Origin of the sequence: Streptomyces sp. C36 (genome assembly GCF_040932295.1) — a bacterium.
Taxonomy (GTDB): Bacteria; Actinomycetota; Actinomycetes; order Streptomycetales; family Streptomycetaceae; genus Streptomyces; species Streptomyces triculaminicus.
Genome location: NZ_JBFQGI010000005.1, coordinates 75467 through 98549, shown reverse-complemented (window position 1 = coordinate 98549; position 23083 = coordinate 75467). Strand labels below are relative to the sequence as shown.

Here is a 23083-nt window from a genome sequence, read left to right as displayed (position 1 = left end):
GTTCAGCTAGTTGGAGGGGCGCATGTCTGATCTACCCCGCAAGGCGGTCACCCGTACCGTCAAGTTGGCCGCGCTGCCCTTGGGCTTCGCGGGGCGCACGGCGCTCGGGCTGGGGAAGCGCATCGGCGGACGGCCGGCGGAGATCATCGCCGCGGAGCTGCAGCAGCGCACCGCCGAGCAGCTCTTCGCGACCCTCGGCCAGCTCAAGGGCGGCGCCATGAAGCTCGGTCAGGCGCTGTCCGTCTTCGAGTCGGCCCTGCCCGAGCAGGTCGCCGGCCCCTACCGGGCGGCGCTGACGAAGCTTCAGGAGGCCGCGCCGCCGATGCCGACGAAGTCGGTGCACGCGGCGCTCGCCCAGCGGCTGGGGCCGGACTGGCGGGAGCTGTTCGAGGAGTTCGAGGACCGGCCGGCGGCCGCGGCGTCGATCGGACAGGTCCACCGGGCGGTCTGGCACGACGGGCGCGAGGTCGCGGTCAAGGTCCAGTATCCGGGGGCCGGTGAGGCGTTGCTCTCCGATCTGACGCAGCTGGGGCGGTTCGCCAAGCTGCTGGGGCCGCTGGTGCCCGGGATGGACATCAAGCCGCTGATCACCGAGCTGCGCGACCGGGTGTCGGAGGAGCTGGACTACGAGCTGGAGGCGCGGGCCCAGGCGGCGCACGCACGGGAGTTCGCCGGCGACGGCGATGTGACCGTGCCGGACGTGGTGCACCAGAGCGATCAGGTGCTGGTGACGGAGTGGCTGGAAGGGGTGCCGCTGTCCGAGGTGATCACGAACGGCACACAGGAGCAGCGGGACCGGGCCGGGCAGTTGCTGGCGCGCTTCCTCTTCTCCGGCGCGGCCCGTACGGGGCTGCTGCACGCGGACCCGCACCCTGGCAACTTCCGCCTGCTGACCGGGGACGCCCCCGACGGGCCGCCGGAGAAGTGGCGCCTGGGGGTGCTGGACTTCGGCACCGTCGACCGGCTGCCGCAGGGGCTGCCCGTGGAGATCGGGACTGCGCTGCGGCTCACGCTGGACGGCGAGGCGGACGCGGTCCACGAACTGCTGCGCGATGAGGGCTTCGTCAAGCCGGAGATCGAGCTCGACCCGGGGGCGGTGCTGGACTATCTGCTGCCGATCATCGAGCCGGCGCAGGTGGCGGAGTTCACCTTCACCCGGGACTGGATGCGCGCCCAGGCGACGCGGATCGCCGACCCCCGCTCCCCCGCGTACCAGCTGGCCCGGCAGCTCAACCTTCCTCCGGCGTATCTGCTGATCCACCGGGTGACGATGAGCACCATAGGGGTGCTGTGCCAGCTGGGTGCCACGGTGCGGCTGCGGGAGGAGATGGAGGCCTGGGTGCCCGGGTTCGCGGCGGAGAGCCGGAGTCAGGACACCCCCGCCTGACGGCGCCGGGGCGCCCGTTCACCACCGGGCTCCCTCACCACCAGGCCCGCTCACCACCGGGCCCGCTCACCACCAGGACGAGTCGAGTCTGCCCTCGATCGATCTGAGGTTGGCGCGGGAGCAGTCGTCGCAGAAGTACCGGCGGCTGCCGTTCTCGACGGAGCAGATCCAGGTCGGGGGCGGCGTGCCCCCGGGGGCCTCGGTGCCGCAACGAGCGCAGGCGACGGGCTCGGGGGTCTCGGTGGCCTCAGGGTTCAACTGCACTGGCTTATGCGTCTTCCGGTCCACTCCCAGACGATATCCCCGGGAGCGGGCCGGGTGCGGATGACGCACCCGAACGCGGCGCGGGGCCGGTCCGTTCGGACCGGCCCCGGGGCGGTTCACTGCATGACGGCCATGGCCAGGGCTCGGCGGGCCCGCAGCGAGGCGCGCTCGGCGCGGCGCTGCATGCGGCGGGCGGCGACCAGCCGCAGGGCGGTCCGTTGGGACTCCGCCTCGCGCAGTCGATCTTGCATATGGGCCCGGGCCATGGCTTCTGGGATGAGTTGCATTTCGAGGTTCCTGTTCTGCCGCGACTCGATCGCGGAGGTGTGACGGGGGGCGTGGGAGCCGAATGGCTCGGACGGGTGCCGCATGATCGGGTCCTGCTTCGTGGGGTCGTACGTCGTGGGGCGGTCGATGGTGCCGGCGGTGCTCATGCGGTGACCGGGTTCTTGCGCGGGCGACCACGCGGACGCTTGCGGGCCACGACCACGCCCTGGACGAAGAGCTCGCCGCCCCAGACGCCCCAGGGCTCGCGGCGGTCCTTGGCACCGGCCAGGCAGGCCGCGACCAGCGGGCAGGTCTGGCAGAGCGACTTGGCGTACTCCACGTCGGCCGGGGACTCGGCGAAGAAGACCTCGGGGTCATAGCTGCGGCAGGGCACCGAGCCACCCAGGTTCTCGATGGCGTCGTCGAGGTCGGTGAGGGTGGTCAGTGAGGTGAGGGGGGTCAAGGTGTCCTCCGTGGGGACAGGCGGCGGGATCAGGTCGGTCGCTACTGACGGGGTGTGCGCCTTGAGTTGCACGGTGTCCATTTCCTCGTCTGTTGTTCCGGCTGGTGGCCGGGCTGGTTTTCCCCGGGCTTGGGGGCAAACAAAAGGGCCGCGGATCCCGGTGTGGGTTCCGCGGCCCTGGAAGGTGCCGACCTGATCGCGATCAGGCTGGATCTCTCCAGGGTTCGAGCCCACGGAAGGCCCACGTCTTGGGAAGGTGGTGCTGCGGTGCGTTCGGGGATCCGGCGCCATTGGCCGCGGCGACGACGACATAGGCCTGGGCCTGTGCCACCGCTGCTGCCTTTACCTCGGACGCCCTGGTCGGTCGCTGTTCCAGCAGGGCCGGAGCGGCGCCGGACAGACCGGTGCCCTGGAACATGCCGAGGGAGGAGCCGAGCATGGCGGCGGAGCCGATCTGGCGATCGGTCATTTTGTTGCGAGCGATAAAGCTGATCATTTTCTCCGCCTCCCTTCGGCGTCTCGGGGACCGGTCGAAACCGGTCCTGGTCTTCGGTTCAGTACAGCACGGATCCAACGAATCCCGGTAGTACCGCAGAGCCGTCGTCTCCCTGCTCGGAAGGCTATGGGTATGCCGTCCGCGCGCGCAAACTATTTTTCCGGAGATTCTTCGGACGTGTCCTGGGACACGTCTTCCGAGGCCGGCTCGTCGCCTGCGCACAGGGCGAGGACGTCGGCTCCGAACCTGCCGAGCTTGCGTCCTCCGACTCCAGAGATGCTCGCCAGCTCCGGTTCGGTTCCCGGTACGGCCTCGGCGATCGCGAGCAGGGTCTTGTCGGTGAAGACGCAGAAGGCGGGCTGGCCCAGGATCCGGGCCTGCTCGGCCCGCCAGTCGCGCAGGCGTTCGTAGAGCGCCTCGTCCAGCTCCGAGGGGCAGTCCTCGCACCGCATGAGCTTGATCTCACCGGCGTCGGTCAGGGTCCGCCCGCAGACCCTGCAGCGCACCGGACCCCGCCGCGCCCGGCCAGCGCCGCGCTCGACGCCGCCCCGGCCGCCCGGGCCGGCACCGGAGGAGAGCCCGCCGGGGCGGGGGGCCGCCGAGCCCGGCCGCAGCCCGTTCAGGAAGCGCGTGGGCCGGCGGGAGGGGCGGCCGCCGGGGGTGCGGGACAGCGCCCAGGTCAGGGAGAGGTGCGCCCTGGCGCGGGTGACGCCGACATAGAGGAGCCTGCGCTCCTCCTCCACCTGCTCGTCGGTCTTGGCGTAGGTGATCGGCATCATGCCCTCGGCCAGACCGACCAGGAAGACGGCGTCCCACTCCAGACCCTTGGCCGCGTGCAGTGAGGCCAGCGTCACACCCTCGACGGTCGGCGCGTGCTGGGCGCTCGCCCGCTCGTCCAGCTCCGCGACGAGGTCGGAGAGCGTGGCCTGGGGACGGGCCCGCGCGAAGTCCTCGGCCAGCCGCACCAGGGCCGCCAGCGACTCCCAGCGGTCCCGCACCGCACCCGAACCCGCCGGCGGCTCCGGCGTCCAGCCCCGGGTGCTGAGCACGGCCCGCACCTGGGCCGGCACGTCCTCGGCGCCGGCCAGCTGGGGGTCGGAGTGGTGGCCGGCGCGGGCGGCGCCGCGCAGCAGCAGCCCGGCCTCGCGCACCTCGGGCCGCTCGAAGAACCGCTCGGCGCCGCGCAGCTGGTAGGGCACGCCGACGTCGGCGAGGGCCTGCTCGTAGACCTCGGACTGGGCGTTGATGCGGTAGAGGATCGCGATCTCGCTGGCGGGCACGCCGGAGGCGATGAGGTCCTTGACGCGCCGGGCGGTGCCCTCGGCCTCGGCGGGCTCGTCGGCGTACTCGACGAAGACCGGCTCGGGGCCCGCGTCGCGCTGGGAGATCAGCTCCAGCCTGCTCTCGGCGGCCCGGCCGCGGGCGGCGGAGAGCAGGCCGTTGGCCAGGTGCACCACCTGGGGGGTGGAGCGGTAGTCCCGGACGAGCTTGACGACCGTGGCGTTCGGATGGCGGACGCGGAAGTTGAGGAGGTGGTCGGGGGTGGCGCCGGTGAAGGAGTAGATCGTCTGGCTGGCGTCGCCGACGACGCACAGCGTGTCCCGGTCGCCCAGCCACAGCTCGAGCAGCCGCTGCTGCAGGGGGCTGACGTCCTGGTACTCGTCGACCACGAAGTGCTGGTACTGGCGGCGCACGGTCTCGGCGATGTCGTGCCGGTCCTGGAGGACGCCGACCGTCAGCAGCAGGACGTCCTCGAAGTCGATCGTGCCGCGCTCGCGCTTGAGCTGTTCGTACATGCCGTAGACCCGGGCGATCTCGGCGGGGTCGCGCGGGGCCTCCCGGCCGCACTTGGCGGCGGCGGCCGGATAGTCCTCCGGGACGGTCTGGGTGACCTTCGCCCACTCGATCTCGCCGGTCACGTCGCGCAGCTCGTTGCGGTCGAGGCGGACGCGGCAGCGGGCCGCCGCCTCCGCGACGACCTGCACCTTGCGCTCCAGCAGCCGGGGCATGTCCCCGCCGACGGCCTTGGGCCAGAAATACTGCAGCTGGCGCAGGGCCGCCGAGTGGAACGTACGGGCCTGGACGCCGCCCGCGCCGAGCTGGCGCAGCCGGCCGCGCATCTCGCCGGCCGCCCGGTTGGTGAAGGTGACCGCGAGCACGCTCGCGGGCTGCAGCACCCCGGACCGCACGCCGTAGGCGATACGGTGGGTGATCGCGCGCGTCTTGCCCGTACCGGCGCCGGCCAGCACGCACACCGGCCCGCTCAGTGCCGTGGCCACTTCGCGCTGCTCGGGGTCGAGCCCGTCGAGCACCGCGTCGGCGGAGGCCGGCACCTGGGGGAAGAGGGTGGAGTGCGTTGCTGCTGTCACCCCGCCATGCTGCCAGGTTCGCGGAGGCGACCGGGAATGTCGTCCACAGCCGGGCCCGTATTGTCGTACTGATACGACCGGTGGGAATGACGGCAGGGGGGCCGCGTGTTCTCCTTCCGGAATTACACCGAGCAAAAGCCAGGAAAAGGAGCGCGGGTCGCATGTCGAGCAGCGTGACGATGTACAGCACGACGTGGTGCGGCTACTGCCGCCGTCTGAAGAGCCAGATGGACCGCGAGGGCATCACGTACAACGAGGTCAACATCGAGCTCGACGCCGACTCGGCGGCCTTCGTGGAGAAGGCGAACGGTGGAAACCAGACGGTTCCCACCGTTCTCTTCTCGGACGGCTCCACGCTCACCAACCCCTCGCTGGCCCAGGTGAAGGCCAAGATCGGGGTCTGAGCTCCCGCTACGGCAGGGGTTCGCCGTACCAGAGTTCGATCAGGCGGGCCGCGATCGAGATGCCGGTGGGAGGCAGGACCTCCCCGGTCTTGAACGCGGCCCGCAGCTCGTCGCGCGAGAACCAGCGCGCCTCGTGGATCTCCTCGCCGTCCACCTGGATGTCCGCGGACGTGGCGCGTGCCATGAAGCCCAGCATCAGGCTGGACGGGAAGGGCCAGGGCTGACTGGCGACGTACTCCACGTCGCCGACGGTCACGCCCGCCTCCTCGGCCACCTCGCGGCGCACCGCCTGCTCGATGGACTCGCCCGGCTCCACGAAGCCCGCGAGCGTCGAGAAGCGGCCCTCCGGCCAGTGCATCTGGCGGCCCAGCAGCGCGCGGTCCCGGTCGTCCGTCACCAGCATGATCACGGCCGGGTCGGTGCGGGGGTAGTGCTCGGCGCCGCAGGCCGGGCAGCGGCGGATGTGGCCCGCCGCCGCGATGACCGTGCGCTCGCCGCAGCGCGAGCAGAAGCGGTGCAGCCGCTGCCAGTTCTCCAGGGCGACGGCGTGCACGAGCAGGCCCGCGTCGCGCGGGGACAGCAGCAGGCCCGCCTCGCGCAGGCCCGCCGGGCGCGCCGACTGGTCCATGCGGCCGGGCAGGGCGTCCTTCTGCAGGGCGAAGTACGCGACGCCGTCCTCGTCCTCGCCGAGGAAGTAGCGGTGGGTCTCGGTGACGGGCGCCTCGAACGCGGGCGTCATCACCAGCTCGGTGCGGCCGTCGGGGGTGTCGTCGATCAGCGCCTGACCGCCGGAGACCACGAAGACCCGCGTCGAGGGGTGGCTCCACGCCGCGGAGAGCCAGGCCTCGTCGAGGCGGTGGTGCGCGGCGCGGTCGATGCCGCTCGCACCGCTGAGCGTGATCGGCCGTTCGGCCGCGTATTCGGTCCAGGTGGTCACGGCTGCTTCCAACTCCCCCTACGGAATGGTGTCTTGCCTCTGCCTGCCGGCGCGCACGCGGGCCCGCCGGCGCGTACTTCGCGTGCTAGCGGGCGGGAGCGTTCCCGGCGAGGTCGCCCCACAGGTACGCGGCGGTCTCCACGCCCTTCATGAGCAGGTCCAGCTCGACCTTCTCGTTCGGCGCGTGCCAGCCGTCCGAGGGCACCGAGATGCCCAGGAACAGCACCGGGACGCCGAGGACGTCCTGCAGGTCGGCGGCGGGGCCGGAGCCGCCCTCGCGCGTGAAGCGGATCTTCTGCCCGAAGGCGCGGCCCATGGCCCGCACGACCGAGCGCAGGTACGGGTGGTCGAGGGGGGTGAGGCAGGGGCGGGTCGCGCCCCAGAACGTCACCTCGTGCCGGATGCCCTCCGGCAGGCGGGCCGCCACCCAGTCGCGGACGTCCTGCTGGATGCGGTCCGCGTCCTGGCCGGCGACGAGCCGGAAGGAGAGCTTGAGCTGGGCGGACGAGGGCACGATCGTCTTGCCGCCGGGGCCTTGGTAGCCGCCGCCCAGGCCGTTGACCTCGGCCGTCGGGCGGGCCCAGATCCGCTCGAGCGTGCTGTAGCCGTCCTCGCCGAGCGCGCCGTGCGAGTGGGCCGTGCGCAGCCAGCGCTCCTCGTCGAACGGGAGTTCCGCGAAGAGCTCGCGCTCGGCGTCGGTCAGCTCGACGATGCCGTCGTAGAAGCCGGGGACGGCGACGCGGCGGTTCTCGTCGTGCAGCGCGGCGGCCAGGCGCGCCGCCTCGAGCGCGGGGTTGGGCACGGCGCCGCCGAACGAGCCGGAGTGGATGTCCTGGTCCGGGCCGTGGAGGTCGATCTGGCAGTCGGTGAGGCCGCGCATGCCCGTGCAGACCGTCGGGGTGTCCTCGGACCACATGCCGGTGTCCGAGACGATCACGGCGTCGCAGGCCAGGCGGTCGGCGCGGGCCTTGATCAGGGCGGGGAAGCTCGGCGAGCCGGACTCCTCCTCGCCCTCGATCAGGAGCTTGAGGTTGACGGCGGGGGCGGTGCGGCCGGTGGCCGCGAGGTGGGCCCGCACGCCCAGGGTGTGGAAGAGCACCTGGCCCTTGTCGTCGGCGGCGCCGCGCGCGTAGAGCCTGCCGTCGACCGTCGTGGGCTCGAACGGGTCGGTGTGCCAGCCGTCCTCGCGGGCGGCCGGCTGGACGTCGTGGTGGCCGTAGACCAGGACGGTGGGGGCGTTCTCGTCGCCGGAGGGCCACTCGGCGAAGACCGCCGGGGCGCCGTCCGTCTCCCAGACCTCGGCCGTCGGGAAGCCCGTCTCCTCGAGCTTCGCCGCGAGCCACTCCGCACTGCGCCGCACGTCCCCCGCACGGGCCGGGTCGGCCGACACGGACGGGATGCGCAGCCACTCGGCGAGGTCGTCGAGGAAGGCGGCGCGATGGGCGTCGATGTACGTGCGGACGGCGCTGTCCGGGGTGTTGCTCATGACATCGAGCCTATCCGTACACGCGGTGTGACCGGGACCGGGTTTCGTCACACCGCCACCCGCGGGGGTCACACCGTCTCCTCCGGGAGGGCGGCGCCGTCGCCGAGGAGGACGCGCTCCAGCCCGGCCCTGTCCGGCAGACCGGGCGGGTGGACCGTCTCGCCGTCGCGGACGTAGACGAACGCCGCCGTGACGGAGGACACCGGCAGGCCGTGCCGCTCGGCCCAGGCCAGGCGGTAGACCGCCAGCTGGAGGGGGTCGGCGTCGTGGGCCCGGTTGGTCTTCCAGTCGACGATCTCGTAGGTCTCCGCGCCGGCGGTGCCGGTCCTGTAGACCGCGTCGATGCGGCCGCGGACGATGCGGCCGGCGAGGGTGAGCTGGAAGGGGACCTCCACGCGGTACGGCGTGCGGCGGGCGTACGGGGTGCGCTCGAAGGCCTCCTTCAGCGCGGCCAGGTCGCGCTCGTCGGCGATCTCCGGGTCGTCCTCGGGGCCGCCGGGGAGCTCGTCGGGGCCCAGGAGGGGAAGGGGGAGGGCCTCGAAGCGGGACTCCACCCAGGCGTGGAAGCGGGTGCCCCTGCGGGCCGCGGGCTGCGGGGGGCGGGGCATGGGGCGGGCCAGGTCGCGGGCGAACCCGTCCGGGTCGGCGGCCAGGCGGACCAGCTGGGAGGCGCTCAGGGCGGGGGGTACGACGATGTCGCGCACCGTGGTGCGGGCGCGCCGGAGCTCGCCCGCCAGGGCGGTGAGGTCGCGGTCCCAGGAGGCGACGGCGCGGGCCTCCTCCGGGGTGAGGGGCGGGACGGGGGAAGCCTTTCCCGGTTCGCCCGCCCGCTCGTCCGCCGGCTCGTTCGCCGCGTCCGGCCCGCGGTCGTCGTTCAGGCGGGCCAGCACCGCGTCCGCCGCCGCCCGGCGGCGGGCCAGGGCGGCCCGGTCCAGGGGCAGCGGCCAGACGTGGTCCTTCGCCGACTCCTCCAGGGCCGGGTTCGTCTCGTCCTCCCCCGGGACGGGGGCCCAGGCGTCGATCTCGCCGTGGCCGGCCTCGCAGTGCGCGCGCAGGCGCTCCAGGAAGTCGGAGGGGCCGCGCTTCCTCTTCTGCGCGGGGCCCCACCAGTGGCCGGAGGCGAGCAGGAGGGAACGGGGGCGGGTGAAGGTCACGTACCCGAGGCGCAGCTCTTCGGTGGCCTTGTGGTCCTTCATCGCCTGCTGATACGCCTTCAGGCCCTTGCCGTCCCACGTCTCCACGCCGGGCAGGGTCTCCGCGTCGCCGCGCAGGACGTGCGGGAGGACCTTGGCGTGGGCGGTCCAGGAGTCGGCGCCCTTGGTGCTCGGGAATCTGTCCGCCACCAGGCCGGGGACGGCCACGACGTCCCACTCGAGGCCCTTCGACTTGTGCGCCGTGAGGATCTTGACGGTGTTGTCGCCGCCGGGGAGCGAGCTGTCCAGGCCCTTCTCGTACTGCGCCGCCGTGCGCAGGAAGCCCAGGAACGCCGGGAGCGTCGTCTCGCCGTCCAGGGCCGCGAACCCCGCGGCGATGTCGAGGAACTGCTTGAGGGTCTCCCGGCGGCGGGCCGCCAGGGCCTGCGGGGAGGCCTCCAGCTCGACCTCGAGGCCCGTGGTGGCCAGGACGCGGTGCAGCACGTCCATCAGGGGGTCGGGCAGGGCGCGCCTGAGGTCGCGCAGCTCGGCCGCCAGGCGGGCGAAGCGGACCCGGGCCTCGGGCGAGAAGGGCAGGCCGTCGTCCGGGGCGTCGGCGGCGAGGAACGTGTCGAGGGCGTCGGCCAGGGAGATCACCTCGGCGGGGTCCACGCCCTCGACCGCCTCGGCCAGGCGGCGCTCGGGGTCCGTGCCGGCGCCGGCGTAGGGCACCAGCGTGCGGGCGCGGCGGCCCAGCAGGGCCAGGTCGCGGGGGCCGATCCGCCAGCGGGGGCCGGTCAGGAGGCGGACCAGGGAGGCGTTGGCGGTGGGGTCGTGGAGGACCTCGCAGACCGCCACCAGGTCGGCGATCTCGGGGAGGTGGAGCAGCCCGGACAGGCCCACGACCTCGACGGGCAGCTCGCGCCGGACCAGGGCGGCCTGGATCTCGGCGAAGTCCGTGGCCGTGCGGCACAGGACGGCGATGTCGCCCGGGCGCGTGCCGGTGCGCACCAGGTGGGCGAGGCGGTCCGCGAGCCAGTCCAGCTCCTCGGCGTGCGTGGGCAGCAGGGCGCAGCGCACCACGCCGTCGCGCTCGGCGCCCGGGGCGGGGCGCAGGGCCTCCACGCCCGCGTGGCGCTCGCGCAGGGGGGCGGCGAGGGCGTTGGCGAGGTCGAGGAGGCGGCCGCCGCTGCGGCGGTTCTCGCTGAGGGTGTGGCGGCGGGCCGGGCGGCCGTCGGCGTGGGGGAAGTGGGCGGGGAAGTCGTCGAGGTTGGCCACGGACGCGCCGCGCCAGCCGTAGATGGCCTGGCAGGGGTCGCCGACGGCGGTCACCGCGTGGCCCGTGCCGCCGCCGAAGAGGCCGGCCAGGAGGATGCGCTGGGCGACCGAGGTGTCCTGGTACTCGTCGAGGAGGACGACCGCGAACTGCTCGCGGAGGATGCGGCCGACCTCGGGGCGGGTGCGGGCGAGCTCGGCGCACAGGGCGATCTGGTCGCCGAAGTCGAGGAGGTCGCGGCGGTTCTTCTCGCGGCGGTACGCCTCGACCAGGCCGAGCAGCTCCAGGCGGGCCCGGGCGGCGTCGGGCACCTTGCGCAGGTCGGCGTTGGTGAGCCGGGCGCCTTCGAGGGCGGTCAGCAGCTCACGGTCGTGGGCGCGCAGCCGGGAGGGGGTGACGAGGTGCTCGGACAGCTCGCCGTCGAGGGCGAGGAGGTCGGCGACCAGGTCGGCGAAGGAGCGGGTGAGCGCGGGGTGCGGGCCCGGGGAGGCGGCCAGGACGCGGGCGGCGAGCTGGAAGCGGGTGGCGTCGGCGAGGAGGCGGGCGGTGGGCTCGAGGCCGATGCGCAGGCCGTGTTCCTTCAGCAGGCGGCCGGCGAAGGCGTGGTAGGTGGAGATCTGGGGCTCGCCGCCCTCGGCGGCGTCGTCCTGCGGCTCGCCGGGGGCGATGCCGGCCTCCCCCAGGGCCCGGCGCACGCGCTCGGCCAGCTCGCCGGCCGCCTTGTTGGTGAAGGTCAGGCCGAGGACCTGCTCGGGGGCGACCTGTCCGGTGCCGACGAGCCAGACCACGCGCGCGGCCATGACGGTGGTCTTGCCGGACCCGGCGCCGGCCACGATGACCTGCGGGGCGAGCGGCGCGGTGATGCAGGCCGTCTGCTCCGGGGTGAAGGGGATGCCGAGGAGCTCCTTGAGCTGCTCGGGGTCGGTCAGGCGCGGGGTCACACCGAAAACGCTAGCGGGGGGCACTGACACCTCACTCCACGATCTGGCGGCCCTCGGGCCGGGCCGTGCAGGAGGCGCGGAAGGAACAGTGGGCGCAGTGCTGTCCGGGGCGGGGGCTGAAACGTTCCTCGAGGACGCGGCCGGCGGCCTCGGCGAGGAGCTCGCCGACCCACTCGCCCTCCGGGGGCCGCTGCGCCTGCACCTTGGGCAGGGCCTCGCCGCCTTCCTTGCGGTTCGCGCCCTGGCGCAGCTGGACGAGCTCGGCGCCGCCGGCGCGCGGGCGCTCGCCGTCGAAGAGGCCGTCCACGGCGCCCTCCTCGACGGCGAGCTGGTAGACGGCCAGCTGGGGGTGGCGCTCGACGTCGTTCGCGGAGACCGCGCCCTTGCCGGTCTTGAAGTCGACGACGTACGCGCGGCCCTCGGCGTCCCGCTCCACGCGGTCCATGGAGCCGCGGATGCGGACCAGGTACTGCTGGGCCTTGAGCGTCACGTCGAAGGGGTGCTCGGTGGCCACGGCGGCCCGGCCGCGCTCCATGACGTGCCAGCGCAGGAAGCGCTCGAGGGCGGCGCGGGCGTTCTCCTTCTCCTGCTGGGACTTCCAGGGCGCGTCGAAGGCGAGCGAGTCCCAGACGGATTCCAGCCGCTCCATCAGGACGGCGAGGTCCGCCGGGGTGCGCCCGGAGGCGACCTCGTCGGCGAGGACGTGGACGACGTTGCCGAAGCCCTGGGCGGCGGTGGCGGGGGCGTCCGCCTTCACCTCGCGGCCGAGGAACCACTGCAGCGAGCAGCCGCCGTCGGTCAGCTGTCCCAGGGCGGAGCCCGAGAGCGCGAGCGGGTCCTCGGGGTCGCGCAGCGGTGCCGGGGTGTGGGTCGGCTCGGCCAGTCCCCACCAGCGGTCGGGGTGGGCGGCGGGGACCAGCGGCATGCCCTCCTCGTCGCGCAGCGCGGCCAGGTGGGCGAGCCGCTCGGCGGCGGCGGCCCGCAGGGTGTCCGAGGCGGCGGGGTCGACGGTGGTGGCGCGCAGTTCGGCGACGAGCGCGGCGACGGCCAGGGGGCGGCGGGGGCGCTGGGTGACGTCGACGGGCTGGGCGCCGAGTTCGGCCAGGAAGCGGGAGGGCTGGTCGCCGTCCTCGGCGGCCGCCTTGACGGCGGTGACCACGAGCCGCTCGCGGGCGCGCGTGGCGGCCACGTAGAACAGCCGGCGCTCCTCGGCGAGGAGCGCCTTGGGGCTCAGCGGCTCGGCGAGGCCGTCGCGGCCGATGCGGTCGGCCTCGAGCAGCGAGCCGCGGCGGCGCAGGTCGGGCCACAGGCCCTCCTGGACGCCGGCGACGACCACGAGCCGCCACTGGAGGCCCTTGGAGCGGTGGGCGGTCATCAGCCGTACGGCGTCGGGGCGCACGGGCCGGCGGGTGAGGGTGTCGGCGGCGATGTCCTGGGCGTCGAGCTCGTCGAGGAAGTTCAGGGCGCCGCGGCCGCCGGTGCGCTCCTCGGCGCGGGCGGCGGTCTCGAAGAGGGCGCACACGGCGTCCAGGTCGCGGTCGGCGTTGCGGCCGGCGGCGCCGCCGCGGTGGGCGGCGCGCTGCAGGCGGCCGGGCCAGGGGGTGCCGTCCCACAGCGCCCACAGGGCCTCTTCGGCGGTGCCGCCGTCGGCGAGGAGCGCGCGGGCGGTGTGCAGGAGTGCGCCGAGGCGCTGGGCGCCGCGCGCGTACGCCGGGTCGTGCGCGACCAGGCGCGCGGGCTGTGCCAGGGCCTCGGCGATGAGGGTGTCCGACGGGCGGGGGACGGCCTCGCCCGCGGCCCGTTCCTCCTCGCGCAGGGCGCGGCCCAGCCGGCGCAGGTCGGTGCCGTCCATGCCGCCCAGCGGCGAGGTGAGGAGGGTGAGCGCGGTCTCGGCGTCCAGCCAGGGCTCGTCCCGCGGCGTGCCCGCCGCCTCCGCCACGGCCCGCAGGGCCGTCAGGAGGGGGGCCACCGCCGGTTCGTGGCGCAGGGGCAGGTCGTCGCCGTCGATCTCGACGGGGACGCCCGCGCCGGTCAGGGCGCGGCGCAGGCCCGGTATCGAGCGGGAGCCGGCACGGACCAGGACGGCCATCTCGTGCCAGGGGACGCCGTCCTCGAGGTGGGCGCGGCGCAGGACGTCGGCGATGTTGTCGGTCTCGGCGCTCGGGGTCGGGAAGGTGTACGCCTCGACGCGGCCGCCGCCCCGTACGGCCGTGAGCTCGCGGTGCGCGCGGACGGCGTCGGCCGGCAGGCGGGTGAGCGGCATGCGCTGGGTGAGCAGCCGGGTCGCGGCGAGCAGGGCGGCGCCGGAGCGGCGCGAGGTGGTCAGGACCCGTACCGGCGCGGCCGAGCCGTCGGGCCCGGGGAAGGCCTGCGGGAAGTCCAGGATGCCGTTCACGTCGGCGCCCCGGAAGGCGTAGATGGACTGGTCGGGGTCGCCGAAGGCGACCAGGGTGCGGCCGCCGCCGGCCAACGCGCGCAGCAGGCGCACCTGGGCGGCGTCGGTGTCCTGGTACTCGTCGACGAAGACGGCGTCGTAGCGCCGCCCCAGCTCGGCGGCGACGTCCTCGTGCTCGGCGAGCAGCACGGCGCGGTGCACCAGTTCGGCGTAGTCGAGGACGCCCCGCATGTCGAGCACGTCCAGGTACTCGGCCATGAAGGAGGCGGCCGCGCTCCAGTCGGGGCGGCCGATGCGGCGGGCGAAGTCGCCGAGGTGGCGTTCCCCCAGGCCCAGCTCGCGGCTGCGGGCGAGCACGGCCCGCACCTCGTCGGCGAAGCCGCGGGTGGTCAGGCAGGCCCGCAGGTCGTCGGGCCAGCGCACCCGGCCGCGGCCCTGCCGGCCGAGCTCGACCTCGCCGGCGAGCAGCTCGCGCACCATGACGTCCTGCTCGGGGCCGGACAGCAGGCGCAGCGGTTCGGCGAAGAGGCCGACGTCCTGGTGGGCGCGCACGAGCGCGTAGCAGTACGAGTGGAAGGTGGTCGCCTGCGGGCCGTGGGCGCCGCCCAGCCGGGCCGCCATCCGGTCGCGCAGCTCGACCGCCGCCTTGCGGCTGAAGGTCAGGACCAGGACGCGCTCGGGGTCGGTGCCGCGGCGCACCCGTTCCGCGACCGCCTCGACGAGCGTCGTGGTCTTGCCCGTGCCCGGTCCCGCCAGCACCAGCAGCGGGCCCCGGCGGTGCTCAACCACCGCGCGCTGGGCCGCGTCCAGCTCAGGAGGAACCACCGGCCCCGGTGGGGTGCGTACGAGACGGTACGCGCCCGCGGCGGGGCGGGAGGGCGGAGAGGAGCTCACGTGGTTTGCCGGTCCTGGTGGGGGTGCGGGGTGTCGTGCGGCCGTCCGTGCTGAGCCGAAGGGCGGTCCCCGACGCTACGCCAGGAGGAGGGTGGGGCGCAGGGCGTCCCGGGAGTCGCCGTGGCTCTCCGGCAGCCTCATCCGTTCGGGTAATGCCTGGGGAGTACGGGTGCGGGGCCCTAGGGCGGCGGCGGCCGTCAGGTGGGCGGAGTCACACCGGAGCCGTCCCAGCGGGCCCGGGCGAGGGCCAGGCGGGGCACGTGCCCGTCGGCGGACCGGCCGGCCTCCCGCAGCGGGGTGCCCTCCGCGCGGTAGTGCTCGAGGGCGCGCAGCTCATGGCCGGGCAGCAGGACGCCGTCGGCGCGGACGACGCGCCACCAGCAGACGGCGGCGCCGTGGAGCGCCATGACGCGGCCCACCTGGCGGGGGCCTCCCTCGCCGAGCCATTCGGCGACGTCCCCGTAGGTCATCACCCTCCCGGGCGGGATCAGGTCCGCTACGGCCAGCACCCGCTCCGCGTATTCGGGGAGCTCGGTGTATTCGGGAAGGTCGGTCACCGGTCCATACTGCCGCAGACCACCGACAGCACCCTCCGCACCGACCGGAGCCGGACATTCCACAAGATCACCCAGAGTGCGTCCCGGCACTACAGGGCGTACGATCCGGAGTCCGCGCCCCCGAAATGCACCCTGATACCCCCTTGCCCGGCCGGGTCATGCCACCATCTTCCGGGCGGTGACTGGTGATACGAGACCGAGAAGAGACCAACGAGCAGCAGGGCGCGCAGCCTCCGGACGAGGCCCGCGCCCCCGAGGTGCTGCCCTGCGACGGTGAGCCGGAGGACCCCGGCAGGTTCACGTGCGAAGGCGGCGAGGTCCACATCGACAAGGTCTCCGGCGACGAGCCCCTGCTCCCCGCCCGCGTCCACCGCCCGGCCGACCTCGTACGGCTGTTCCTGGGCATCGTGGGCATCGCCCTCGTGCTCGCCCTCGCGGCCTTCGCCCACGCCACCACCACCGGCCTGGCGCAGGACGTCAGCGAGAGCACCGGCAAGGCGCCCCAGCTGCTGGCGAGCTTCGCCGGGCTCGCCGCCAACGTCGCGATCTTCATCGTCCCGGTGGCCTTCGCCATCGAGCGGCTGATCAAACGCGACGGCCTGCGCATCGCCGACGGCGTCCTGGCCGCCGTGCTGGCCCACGGCGTCTCCCTGGCCACCGCCCTGTGGGTGGCCGAGGCCGCGCCCGAGTCCATCCGCGCCGCGCTCACCCAGACCTCGCCCGCTGGCGGCCTCACCGACCCGGTGCACGGCTATCTGGCCCCCGTGATCGCCTATATGACGGCCGTCGGCATGTCCCGCCGGCCCCGCTGGCGCGTGGCCATGTGGGCCGTGCTCCTCCTGGACGCCTTCGCGGTGCTGGTCAACGGCTACACCACGCCGTTCTCCATCGCCATCACCGTCCTGATCGGCTGGACCGTCGCCTACGGCACCCTCTACGCCGTCGGCTCCCCCAATGTGCGCCCCACCGGCCAGCACCTCCTGGCGGGCCTGCGCCGCGTCGGCTTCAAGCCCGTCTCCGCCCTCCGCGCGGAGGACACCACCGACACCGAGCCCTCGCCGTCCCAGGACCGGGGCCGCCGCTACATCGTCACGCTGGAGGACGGCCCGCCCCTCGACGTCACGGTCGTCGACCGCGAACAGCAGGCGCAGGGCTTCTTCTACCGCGTCTGGCAGCGCCTGGCGCTGCGCGGCATCATCCAGCGGCGCAGCCTGCTGTCCCTGCGCCAGGCCCTCGAGCAGGAGGCGCTGCTCGCCTACGCGGCCATCGCCGCCGGGGCCAACGCGCCCAAGCTCATCGCCACCTCCGAGCTCGGCCCGGACGCCGTCATGCTCGTCTACGAGCACGTCGGCGGCCGCACGCTCGACGCCCTGCCCACCGAGGAGATCACCGACGAGCTCCTGGCCGGCGCCTGGCGCCAGGTGCGGGCCCTGCAGTCCCGCCGGATCGCCCACCGCAGACTCGACGGCGACGCCCTGCTGGTGGATCGTTCCGGCAATGTCGTCCTGACCGACCTGCGCGGCGGCGAGATCGCCGCCGGCGACCTGGTCCTGCGCATGGACGTCGCCCAGCTCCTCGTCACCCTCGGCCTGCGCGTCGGCGCCGAACGGGCCGTGGCCACCGGCGTGGCCGTCCTCGGCCCCGACGCCGTCGCCGACAGCCTCCCCCTGCTCCAGCCGCTCGCCCTCACCCGGATCAGCCGCGCGACCCTGCGCCAGCTCGCCCGGGAGCGCGCCCAGCGCGAGCGCGAGAAGGTCCTCGAGGCGGCCGGCCTGGCCAAGGAGGCGCGCTCCGACGAGGTCAGCCGCAAGGCGCTCAAGGCCGAGCGGCAGGCCGAGAAGAAGGCCATGGGCGAGGCCCTCGAGGAGGCCCGCGAGGAGGACCTGCTCGCGCAGATCCGCCGACAGGTGCTCCTGATCCGCCCCCAGGCCCCGATAGAGCCCGTGCGCCTCGAACGCGTCAAGCCGCGCACCCTCATCAGCTTCGTGGCCGGAGCGTTCGCCGCCTACTTCCTCCTCTCCCAGCTCACGCACATCAAGTTCGGCGACCTCGTCGACAAGGCCAACTGGGCCTGGGTGGCGGTCGCGGTCGCCTTCCAGGTGCTGACCTACGTCGCCGCCGCGATGAGCCTGCTGGGCTTCGTCCCCGAGAAGGTGCCCTTCGCCCGTACGGTCCTCGCGCAGGTCGCGGGCTCGTTCGTGAAGCTCGTGGCACCGGCCGCCGTCGGCGGCGTGGCCCTGAACACCCGCTTCCTGCAGCGCGAGGGCGTCCGCCCCGGACTGGCCGTGGCGAGCGTGGGGGCGTCCCAGCTCTTCAGCCTGGCCTGCCACATCATGCTGCTGCTGTCCTTCGGCTACGTCACCGGAACCGAGCGCAGCTCCACCCTCGGCCCGTCCCGCACCGTGATCGGCGGCCTCCTCACCGCGGCCGTCCTGGTGCTGGTCGTCGCCGCGATCCCGGTCCTGCGGAAGTTCGTCTCGACCCGCCTGCGGTCGCTGTTCGCCGGCGTGGTGCCCCGCATGCTGGACGTGCTCCAGCGGCCGCAGAAGCTCCTCTTCGGCATCGGCGGCATGCTGATGCTGACCGCGGCCAACGTGATGTGCCTCGACGCCTCGATCCGCGCCTTCGGCGGCGAGCTCAGCTACGCCAGCATCGCCGTGGTCTTCCTGACCGCCAACGCCCTGGGCTCGGCGGCGCCGACCCCGGGCGGCGTGGGCGCGGTGGAGTTCGCCCTGACCGGCGCCCTGACCTTCGCGGGCCTGCCCGCGGAGCAGGCGGCACCGGCGGTGCTCCTCTTCCGCCTGATGACCCTGTGGCTCCCGGTGCTCCCCGGCTGGGCATCCTTCAGCCATCTCACCCGCAAGGGCTCCATCTAGATCAGCCTTGCATCTGCGACCTGCGACGCCATACGGTGCCGCACATGCGGTCGTACACCATCGGGCAGGCTGCCCGTCTGCTCAGCGTCAGCCCGGACACCGTGCGGCGCTGGGCCGACGCCGGCCGGATCCCCACCCGCCGGGACGAGGCGGGCAAGCGCCTGATCGAGGGCCCGGACCTGGCGGCGTTCTCGGTGACGCTGGCGGCCGAGGCGAGCGAGGCCGACGAGCCGTACACCACGGCCCGCAACGCCTTCCCGGGCATCATCACGGCGGTCAAGCTGGGCGACGTGGCCGCCCAGGTGGAGATCCAGGCCGGCCCGCACCGCCTGGTCTCCCTCCTCACCCGGGAGGCCGTCGAGGAGCTGGGCCTGGCCGTCGGCATGGAGGCCGTGGCCCGGGTGAAGGCCACCAACGTGCACATCGACCGCGGCTGACCAGGAGACGACATGCCCCGCACCCTCACCCGTACCGCCCTGGTGGCCGCCCTCCTCGTCCCGCTCGTGGCGGCCTGCGGCGGCGAGGCGAAGCACGACGACGCCAAGAAGCGGACCACCGTCACCGTCCTGGCGGCGGCCTCCCTGACGGACGTCTTCAAGGAGGCGGGCGCGGCCTATGAGAAGGCCCACCCGGACATCAAGCTCACCTTCTCCTTCGCGGGCTCCCAGGAGCTGGCGTCCCAGGTCCGGCAGGGCGTCCCGGCGGACGCCCTGGTGACGGCCGACACCAAGACGATGGAGGGCCTCGCCCAGCAGGCGAACGCCCCGCACACGATCGCCAAGAACCGCCTGACGATCGCGACGGCCCCGGGCAACCCCAAGAACGTCAAGGAGCTGTCCGACCTCTCCAAGCCGGACCTCAAGGTCGTCCTGGCCGCCCCCGAGGTGCCGGTGGGCCGCTACAGCAAGAAGGTCCTCGACCAGCAGCACGTCACGGTCAAGCCCGCCTCCCAGGAGCCGAACGTCCGCGCGGTGCTGAGCAAGGTCGCCCTCGGCGAGGCGGACGCCGGAATCGTCTACGTCACCGACGCCTCGACGGCGAAGAACAAGGTCGCGACGGTGACGATCCCCGACGCGCAGAACGCGGTGGCGTCGTACCCGGCGGCGACGCTCAAGAACGCGGTGCACGCCGAGGAGGCGAACGACTTCGTCACCTGGCTGAGCGGCCCGGAGGCCCGGAAGATCCTCGGGGCGGCGGGCTTCCAGCAGCCATGAGGGCGCGCGCTCCCCTGACGCTGGCGGCACCGGCCGCCCTGGCGGTGGCGTTCCTCCTCCTTCCCCTGACAGGCATCCTGGCCCGCACCCCATGGGCCGCGCTCCCCGCCCACCTGACAGCGCCCCAGACGACACAGGCGCTGAAGCTCAGCCTCCTGGTGTCGTCCTGCGCACTGGCGCTGTCCCTCCTCCTGGGCGTTCCGCTGGCATGGCTCCTGGCCAGGACGGAGTTCCTCGGCAAGGCGCTGGTGCGCTGCCTGGTGATGCTGCCGATGGTGCTGCCGCCCACGGTCGCGGGCGTGGCGCTGCTCCAGGGCTACGGACGGAGGGGCGTCCTGGGCCCGTACCTGGAGCAGTGGGGCGTCACCCTTCCGTTCTCGACGGCCGGGGCGGTCGTGGCCTCGGCGTTCGTCGCGATGCCGTTCCTGGTGATCAGCCTGGAAGGCGCCCTGAACACGCTCCACCCCCGCTACGAGGAGACGGCCACGTCCCTGGGGGCGTCCCCCCTGCGGGTCTTCCGCACGATCACACTGCCGATGGTCGCGCCGGGGCTGCTGGCGGGGGCGGCGCTCTGCTGGGCCCGCGCGCTGGGCGAGTTCGGCGCGACGATCACGTTCGCGGGCAACCTCCCCGGCACCACGCAGACGCTCCCCCTGCAGGTCTACCTCCTTCTGCAGAACGACCCCGAGGGGGCGACGGCCCTCTCCCTCCTCCTCCTGCTGATCGCGACGCTGGTCCTCGTGTCCCTGCGCGGCCGCTGGCTCAACCCGCAACGCGCGCGTGACGAGCGGCCGCACGCGGAGCACACCGGCCCGCGGACGGCGACCGCCGTGGACCCCGCGGCCCCGGAACGGCCCGCCGCGCCCCGGCCCCTTCCCACCCCGTACCCCCTGCGCACCACGGTGGAGGGCGCGGTGGCGACGACGCTGCGCGCCGAGGCCGGAACGACGATCGCGGTCGTGGGCCCGAACGGCGCGGGCAAGACCACGCTCCTGCGCGCCCTGCTGGGCCTGACGACCCGCGCCACGGCGACCACCCTCACCCTGGGCGGCACCGAGACGTCCGCCACCCCGCCGCACCGCCGGGGCATCGCCTGGGTGCCCCAGGACGGCGCCCTGTTCCCCCACCTCACGGCCCTGGGGAACACGGCGTACGGCCTGAGGGCCCACGGCACGCCCAGGGCCCGGGCCCGTCAGGAGGCCCACCGGTGGCTGGAGAGCCTGGGCGTGGCCCACCTGGCCCACCGCAGGCCCGGCCGGCTCAGCGGCGGCCAGGCCCAGCGTGTGGCACTGGCCCGCGCGCTGGCGTCCCGCCCCCGCCTGCTCCTGCTGGACGAGCCGCTGGCGGCCCTGGACCAGTCCACCCGGGCCCACGTCCGCCACACCCTGCGCACGCACCTGGCCGGCTTCCCCGGCGTCTGCCTGATCGTCACCCACGACCCCGTGGAGGCGGTGTCGCTGGCCGACCACGTCCTGGTGCTGGAGGAGGGCCGCACCACGCAGTACGCCACGCCCGCCGAGCTGACCCGCCACCCGCGCTCGCCCTGGACGGCCCGCATGCTGGGCCACAACGCCTGGCCGGCCGAGGCGGCACCGGACGGCACCCTCCTGCTCGACGACGGCGCGAGACTCACCACGGCCGACCGGCCCGCCGCGCCGCACGGCCTGGCCGTGGTCCCCACCTCGGCGGTCCAACTGCACACCACCCGTCCCACGGGTGCCGCCGCCCGCAACGCCTGGCAGGGCAAGGTCGGCGAGCTCGCCGCCCAGGGCGGCCGGGTGCGCGCGCTCATCAGCGGCACCCCCGACGTGGTGGCCGAGATCACCCCCGCCGCGGCGGCGGACCTCGCCCTCACCGAGGGGACCCCGGTCTGGGTGACGATCAAGGCCACCGAGGTCACCTTCGTTCCCGGATGAGCCGTACGAGCCGTACGAGCCGCCAACCCCGGTAACCCGTACGCACCGCACCACGCGCGCCCCTCCCACCCCGCCCGGAGGATGGAGCCGTGTCCAGATCCGCATGGGCGACCAGAGCCAAGGCCCTGCTCTGCGCCGCACTGCTCACCCTGACAGCGGGCTGCAGCGGCGGCAGCGGCGGCGACGGGAACAGCGACACGGACACCGCCAACGCCTCCACGACCCAGAAGCTGAACTGGAAGTCCTGCCCGCCGCCCAGCCGCAGCCAGGGCGGCGGCGAAGCCGCCGGCAGCCCCCCGGGCGGCGACTGGGAGTGCGCGACCCTGCGCGCGCCCCTCGACTACGCCCACCCCCAGGGCGAGACCATCGGCATCGCCATGATCCGCGCCAAGGCCACCGACCCGGCCCACCGCATCGGCTCCCTCGTCTTCAACTTCGGCGGCCCCGGCGGCTCCGGCGTCACCACCCTCCCCGCGTTCGCCGACGACTACCGCACCCTGCGCACCCGTTACGACCTCGTCAGCTTCGACCCGCGCGGAGTGGGCCGCAGCAGCGGCGTGACCTGCATGGGCGACAAGGAGCTCGACGCGTACTACGCCTCCGACGCCACGCCCACCACCGACCAGGAGGCGACGTCGATGGTGGAGCGGACCGAGAAGTACGCGGCGGGCTGCCGAAAGAACTCCGGCAAGATCCTCCCGTACGTCGGCACCTCCAACGCCGCCCGCGACATGGACCTGATGCGGCAGGTCCTGGGCGACGACAAGCTGCACTACTTCGGCGTCTCGTACGGCACGGAACTGGGCGGCGTCTACGCCCACTTGTTCCCCAGGAACGTCGGCCGCGCGCTGTTCGACGGAGTGGTGGACCCGGCGAGCGACCCCGTGCAGAGCGCCCTCGCCCAGGCCGCCGGCTTCCAGCTGGCCCTCGGCAACTACATGACGGCATGCGCGCAGACGTCCGACAACTGCCCCACCGAGCAGCAGATCACGAGCCTGCTGGCGCGCCTGGACAAGCAGCCGGTCCCCGGCGGCGAGGGCCGCGACCTGACGCAGTCGCTCGCCACGAGCGGCATCGCGCAGTCCCTGTACTCGAAGGACTTCTGGGACTACCTCACCGAGGGCGTCGAGGACGCCGAGAACAACGACGGCAAGATCCTCCTCGCGCTCGGCGACGCCATGAACGGCCGTGGCCAGGACGGCAAGTACAGCTCCCTGCAGGCCTCCCTCACGGCCATCACCTGCGCGGACTTCGCCCAGCGCTACACGGCCGAGCAGGCCCGGCAGAAGGAGGCGGAGTTCCGCAAGGCGTCGCCGGTCTTCGGCGACTTCATGGCGTGGAGCCTGCTGCAGTGCACCGGTTGGCCCGTAAAGGGCGAATGGCTGACGCCCGATGTGAGCGCGAAGGGCGCGGCGCCCATCCTCGTCGTCGGCAACACCGGTGACCCGGCGACTCCTTACGAGGGAGCGCACAAGATGGCCCAGGAGCTCGGGCCGGGGGTCGGGGTGGAGATGACGTACCGGGGCGAAGGCCATGGGGCGTACGACAGCGGCAATGCCTGTGTGAAGTCCGCAGTCGACGCATACCTCTTGGAAGGCACCGTTCCAGGACCCAATAAGGTGTGTTCATAGGTGTACACATAGGTGTGGTCATAGCACCGATAGGACCGATAGCACCCATTAGCACATCACACCGGTAGGACGAACTCCGCCCGCTCGAATGTCAGTGGCCCGCACTACCATCTCCCGCACGCGAGTTCCGCAGGGAACGACGCACCGGTCACCGCCGAGCGGGCGGCGGCGAGGGGA

General features: G+C 73.8%; 17 protein-coding genes. 7 read left to right on the top strand and 10 right to left on the bottom strand.

Features of this window, described 5'->3' with window-relative positions; all coding sequences use genetic code 11:
* Nucleotides 1–22: 22 nt before the first annotated feature.
* On the top strand, nucleotides 23–1387 hold the full coding sequence (locus AB4K12_RS16815; protein ID WP_362251646.1) for an AarF/ABC1/UbiB kinase family protein: 1365 nt from the start codon (nucleotides 23–25) through the stop codon (nucleotides 1385–1387).
* A gap of 66 nt (nucleotides 1388–1453) precedes the next feature.
* Here AB4K12_RS16815 and AB4K12_RS16810 read toward each other — a convergent pair whose 3' ends face one another.
* From AB4K12_RS16810 to AB4K12_RS16790, 5 genes are all read right to left on the bottom strand, one after another.
* Complete coding sequence (locus AB4K12_RS16810; RefSeq protein WP_362252163.1) at nucleotides 1454–1645, bottom strand: hypothetical protein; 192 nt, start codon at nucleotides 1643–1645, stop codon at nucleotides 1454–1456.
* Between the two features lie 122 nt (nucleotides 1646–1767).
* A complete protein-coding gene (locus tag AB4K12_RS16805; protein ID WP_086574129.1) occupies nucleotides 1768–2085 on the bottom strand; it encodes a hypothetical protein in 318 nt (105 codons plus the stop codon).
* On the bottom strand, nucleotides 2082–2453 hold the full coding sequence (locus AB4K12_RS16800) for a WhiB family transcriptional regulator (protein WP_086574142.1): 372 nt from the start codon (nucleotides 2451–2453) through the stop codon (nucleotides 2082–2084). The genes AB4K12_RS16805 and AB4K12_RS16800 overlap by 4 nt, the downstream gene beginning before the upstream one ends.
* 130 nt (nucleotides 2454–2583) lie before the next feature.
* A complete protein-coding gene (locus AB4K12_RS16795; protein WP_368434961.1) occupies nucleotides 2584–2877 on the bottom strand; it encodes a hypothetical protein in 294 nt (97 codons plus the stop codon).
* Between the two features lie 152 nt (nucleotides 2878–3029).
* Nucleotides 3030–5246: an ATP-dependent DNA helicase UvrD2 gene (locus AB4K12_RS16790; protein ID WP_368434960.1), complete on the bottom strand. Its 2217-nt coding sequence runs from the start codon at nucleotides 5244–5246 to the stop codon at nucleotides 3030–3032.
* A gap of 161 nt (nucleotides 5247–5407) precedes the next feature.
* On the opposite strand from AB4K12_RS16790, the gene AB4K12_RS16785 reads away from it, so the two are divergent.
* Complete coding sequence (locus AB4K12_RS16785) at nucleotides 5408–5650, top strand: mycoredoxin (RefSeq protein WP_368434959.1); 243 nt, start codon at nucleotides 5408–5410, stop codon at nucleotides 5648–5650.
* Nucleotides 5651–5657: 7 nt separating this feature from the next.
* On the opposite strand, the gene nudC is transcribed toward AB4K12_RS16785, so the two are convergent.
* From nudC to AB4K12_RS16760, 5 genes are all read right to left on the bottom strand, one after another.
* Nucleotides 5658–6587, bottom strand: a complete 930-nt coding sequence (gene nudC / locus AB4K12_RS16780; protein WP_362251654.1) for an NAD(+) diphosphatase — start codon at nucleotides 6585–6587, stop codon at nucleotides 5658–5660.
* Between the two features lie 85 nt (nucleotides 6588–6672).
* Nucleotides 6673–8073 (bottom strand): dipeptidase, encoded by a 1401-nt coding sequence (locus tag AB4K12_RS16775; protein ID WP_368434958.1) that lies wholly within the window; start codon nucleotides 8071–8073, stop codon nucleotides 6673–6675.
* Between the two features lie 68 nt (nucleotides 8074–8141).
* On the bottom strand, nucleotides 8142–11423 hold the full coding sequence (locus AB4K12_RS16770; RefSeq protein WP_368434957.1) for a UvrD-helicase domain-containing protein: 3282 nt from the start codon (nucleotides 11421–11423) through the stop codon (nucleotides 8142–8144).
* A gap of 31 nt (nucleotides 11424–11454) precedes the next feature.
* Nucleotides 11455–14712 carry an ATP-dependent helicase gene (locus tag AB4K12_RS16765; protein ID WP_368434956.1) on the bottom strand — a complete coding sequence of 1086 codons (3258 nt, stop codon included), beginning with the start codon at nucleotides 14710–14712 and terminating at the stop codon, nucleotides 11455–11457.
* A 197-nt stretch (nucleotides 14713–14909) separates the two neighbouring features.
* Nucleotides 14910–15287, bottom strand: coding sequence for an MGMT family protein (locus tag AB4K12_RS16760; RefSeq protein WP_368435267.1), 378 nt, complete (start codon nucleotides 15285–15287; stop codon nucleotides 14910–14912).
* A gap of 167 nt (nucleotides 15288–15454) precedes the next feature.
* On the opposite strand from AB4K12_RS16760, the gene AB4K12_RS16755 reads away from it, so the two are divergent.
* The 5 genes from AB4K12_RS16755 to AB4K12_RS16735 all read left to right on the top strand — a co-directional run bounded on the left by AB4K12_RS16755 (nucleotide 15455) and on the right by AB4K12_RS16735 (nucleotide 22906).
* Nucleotides 15455–18145, top strand: a complete 2691-nt coding sequence (locus AB4K12_RS16755; protein WP_368434955.1) for a flippase-like domain-containing protein — start codon at nucleotides 15455–15457, stop codon at nucleotides 18143–18145.
* Nucleotides 18146–18189: 44 nt separating this feature from the next.
* Entirely contained in the window at nucleotides 18190–18582 is a 393-nt protein-coding gene (locus tag AB4K12_RS16750; RefSeq protein WP_086571072.1) for a molybdopterin-binding protein, read from the top strand.
* Nucleotides 18583–18594: 12 nt separating this feature from the next.
* The gene (gene modA, locus AB4K12_RS16745) at nucleotides 18595–19359 is read left to right on the top strand and encodes a molybdate ABC transporter substrate-binding protein (RefSeq protein WP_368434954.1); all 765 of its coding nucleotides are present in this window, start codon (nucleotides 18595–18597) and stop codon (nucleotides 19357–19359) included.
* Nucleotides 19356–21275, top strand: coding sequence for an ABC transporter permease (locus AB4K12_RS16740; RefSeq protein ID WP_368434953.1), 1920 nt, complete (start codon nucleotides 19356–19358; stop codon nucleotides 21273–21275). The genes modA and AB4K12_RS16740 overlap by 4 nt, the downstream gene beginning before the upstream one ends.
* Nucleotides 21276–21364: 89 nt before the next feature.
* Nucleotides 21365–22906 (top strand): alpha/beta hydrolase, encoded by a 1542-nt coding sequence (locus AB4K12_RS16735; protein ID WP_368434952.1) that lies wholly within the window; start codon nucleotides 21365–21367, stop codon nucleotides 22904–22906.
* Nucleotides 22907–23083: the final 177 nt, after the last annotated feature.

Bases quoted from the DNA above. Each gene is read 5' to 3' on its own strand.
- AB4K12_RS16775 (WP_368434958.1), bottom strand. From the start codon at position 8,073: ATGAGCAACACCCCGGACAGCGCCGTCCGCACGTACATCGACGCCCAT.
- AB4K12_RS16805 (WP_086574129.1), bottom strand. From the start codon at position 2,085: ATGAGCACCGCCGGCACCATCGACCGCCCCACGACGTACGACCCCACG.
- AB4K12_RS16750 (WP_086571072.1), top strand. From the start codon at position 18,190: ATGCGGTCGTACACCATCGGGCAGGCTGCCCGTCTGCTCAGCGTCAGC.
- AB4K12_RS16785 (WP_368434959.1), top strand. From the start codon at position 5,408: ATGTCGAGCAGCGTGACGATGTACAGCACGACGTGGTGCGGCTACTGC.
- AB4K12_RS16740 (WP_368434953.1), top strand. From the start codon at position 19,356: ATGAGGGCGCGCGCTCCCCTGACGCTGGCGGCACCGGCCGCCCTGGCG.
- AB4K12_RS16795 (WP_368434961.1), bottom strand. From the start codon at position 2,877: ATGATCAGCTTTATCGCTCGCAACAAAATGACCGATCGCCAGATCGGC.
- AB4K12_RS16815 (WP_362251646.1), top strand. From the start codon at position 23: ATGTCTGATCTACCCCGCAAGGCGGTCACCCGTACCGTCAAGTTGGCC.
- modA (WP_368434954.1), top strand. From the start codon at position 18,595: ATGCCCCGCACCCTCACCCGTACCGCCCTGGTGGCCGCCCTCCTCGTC.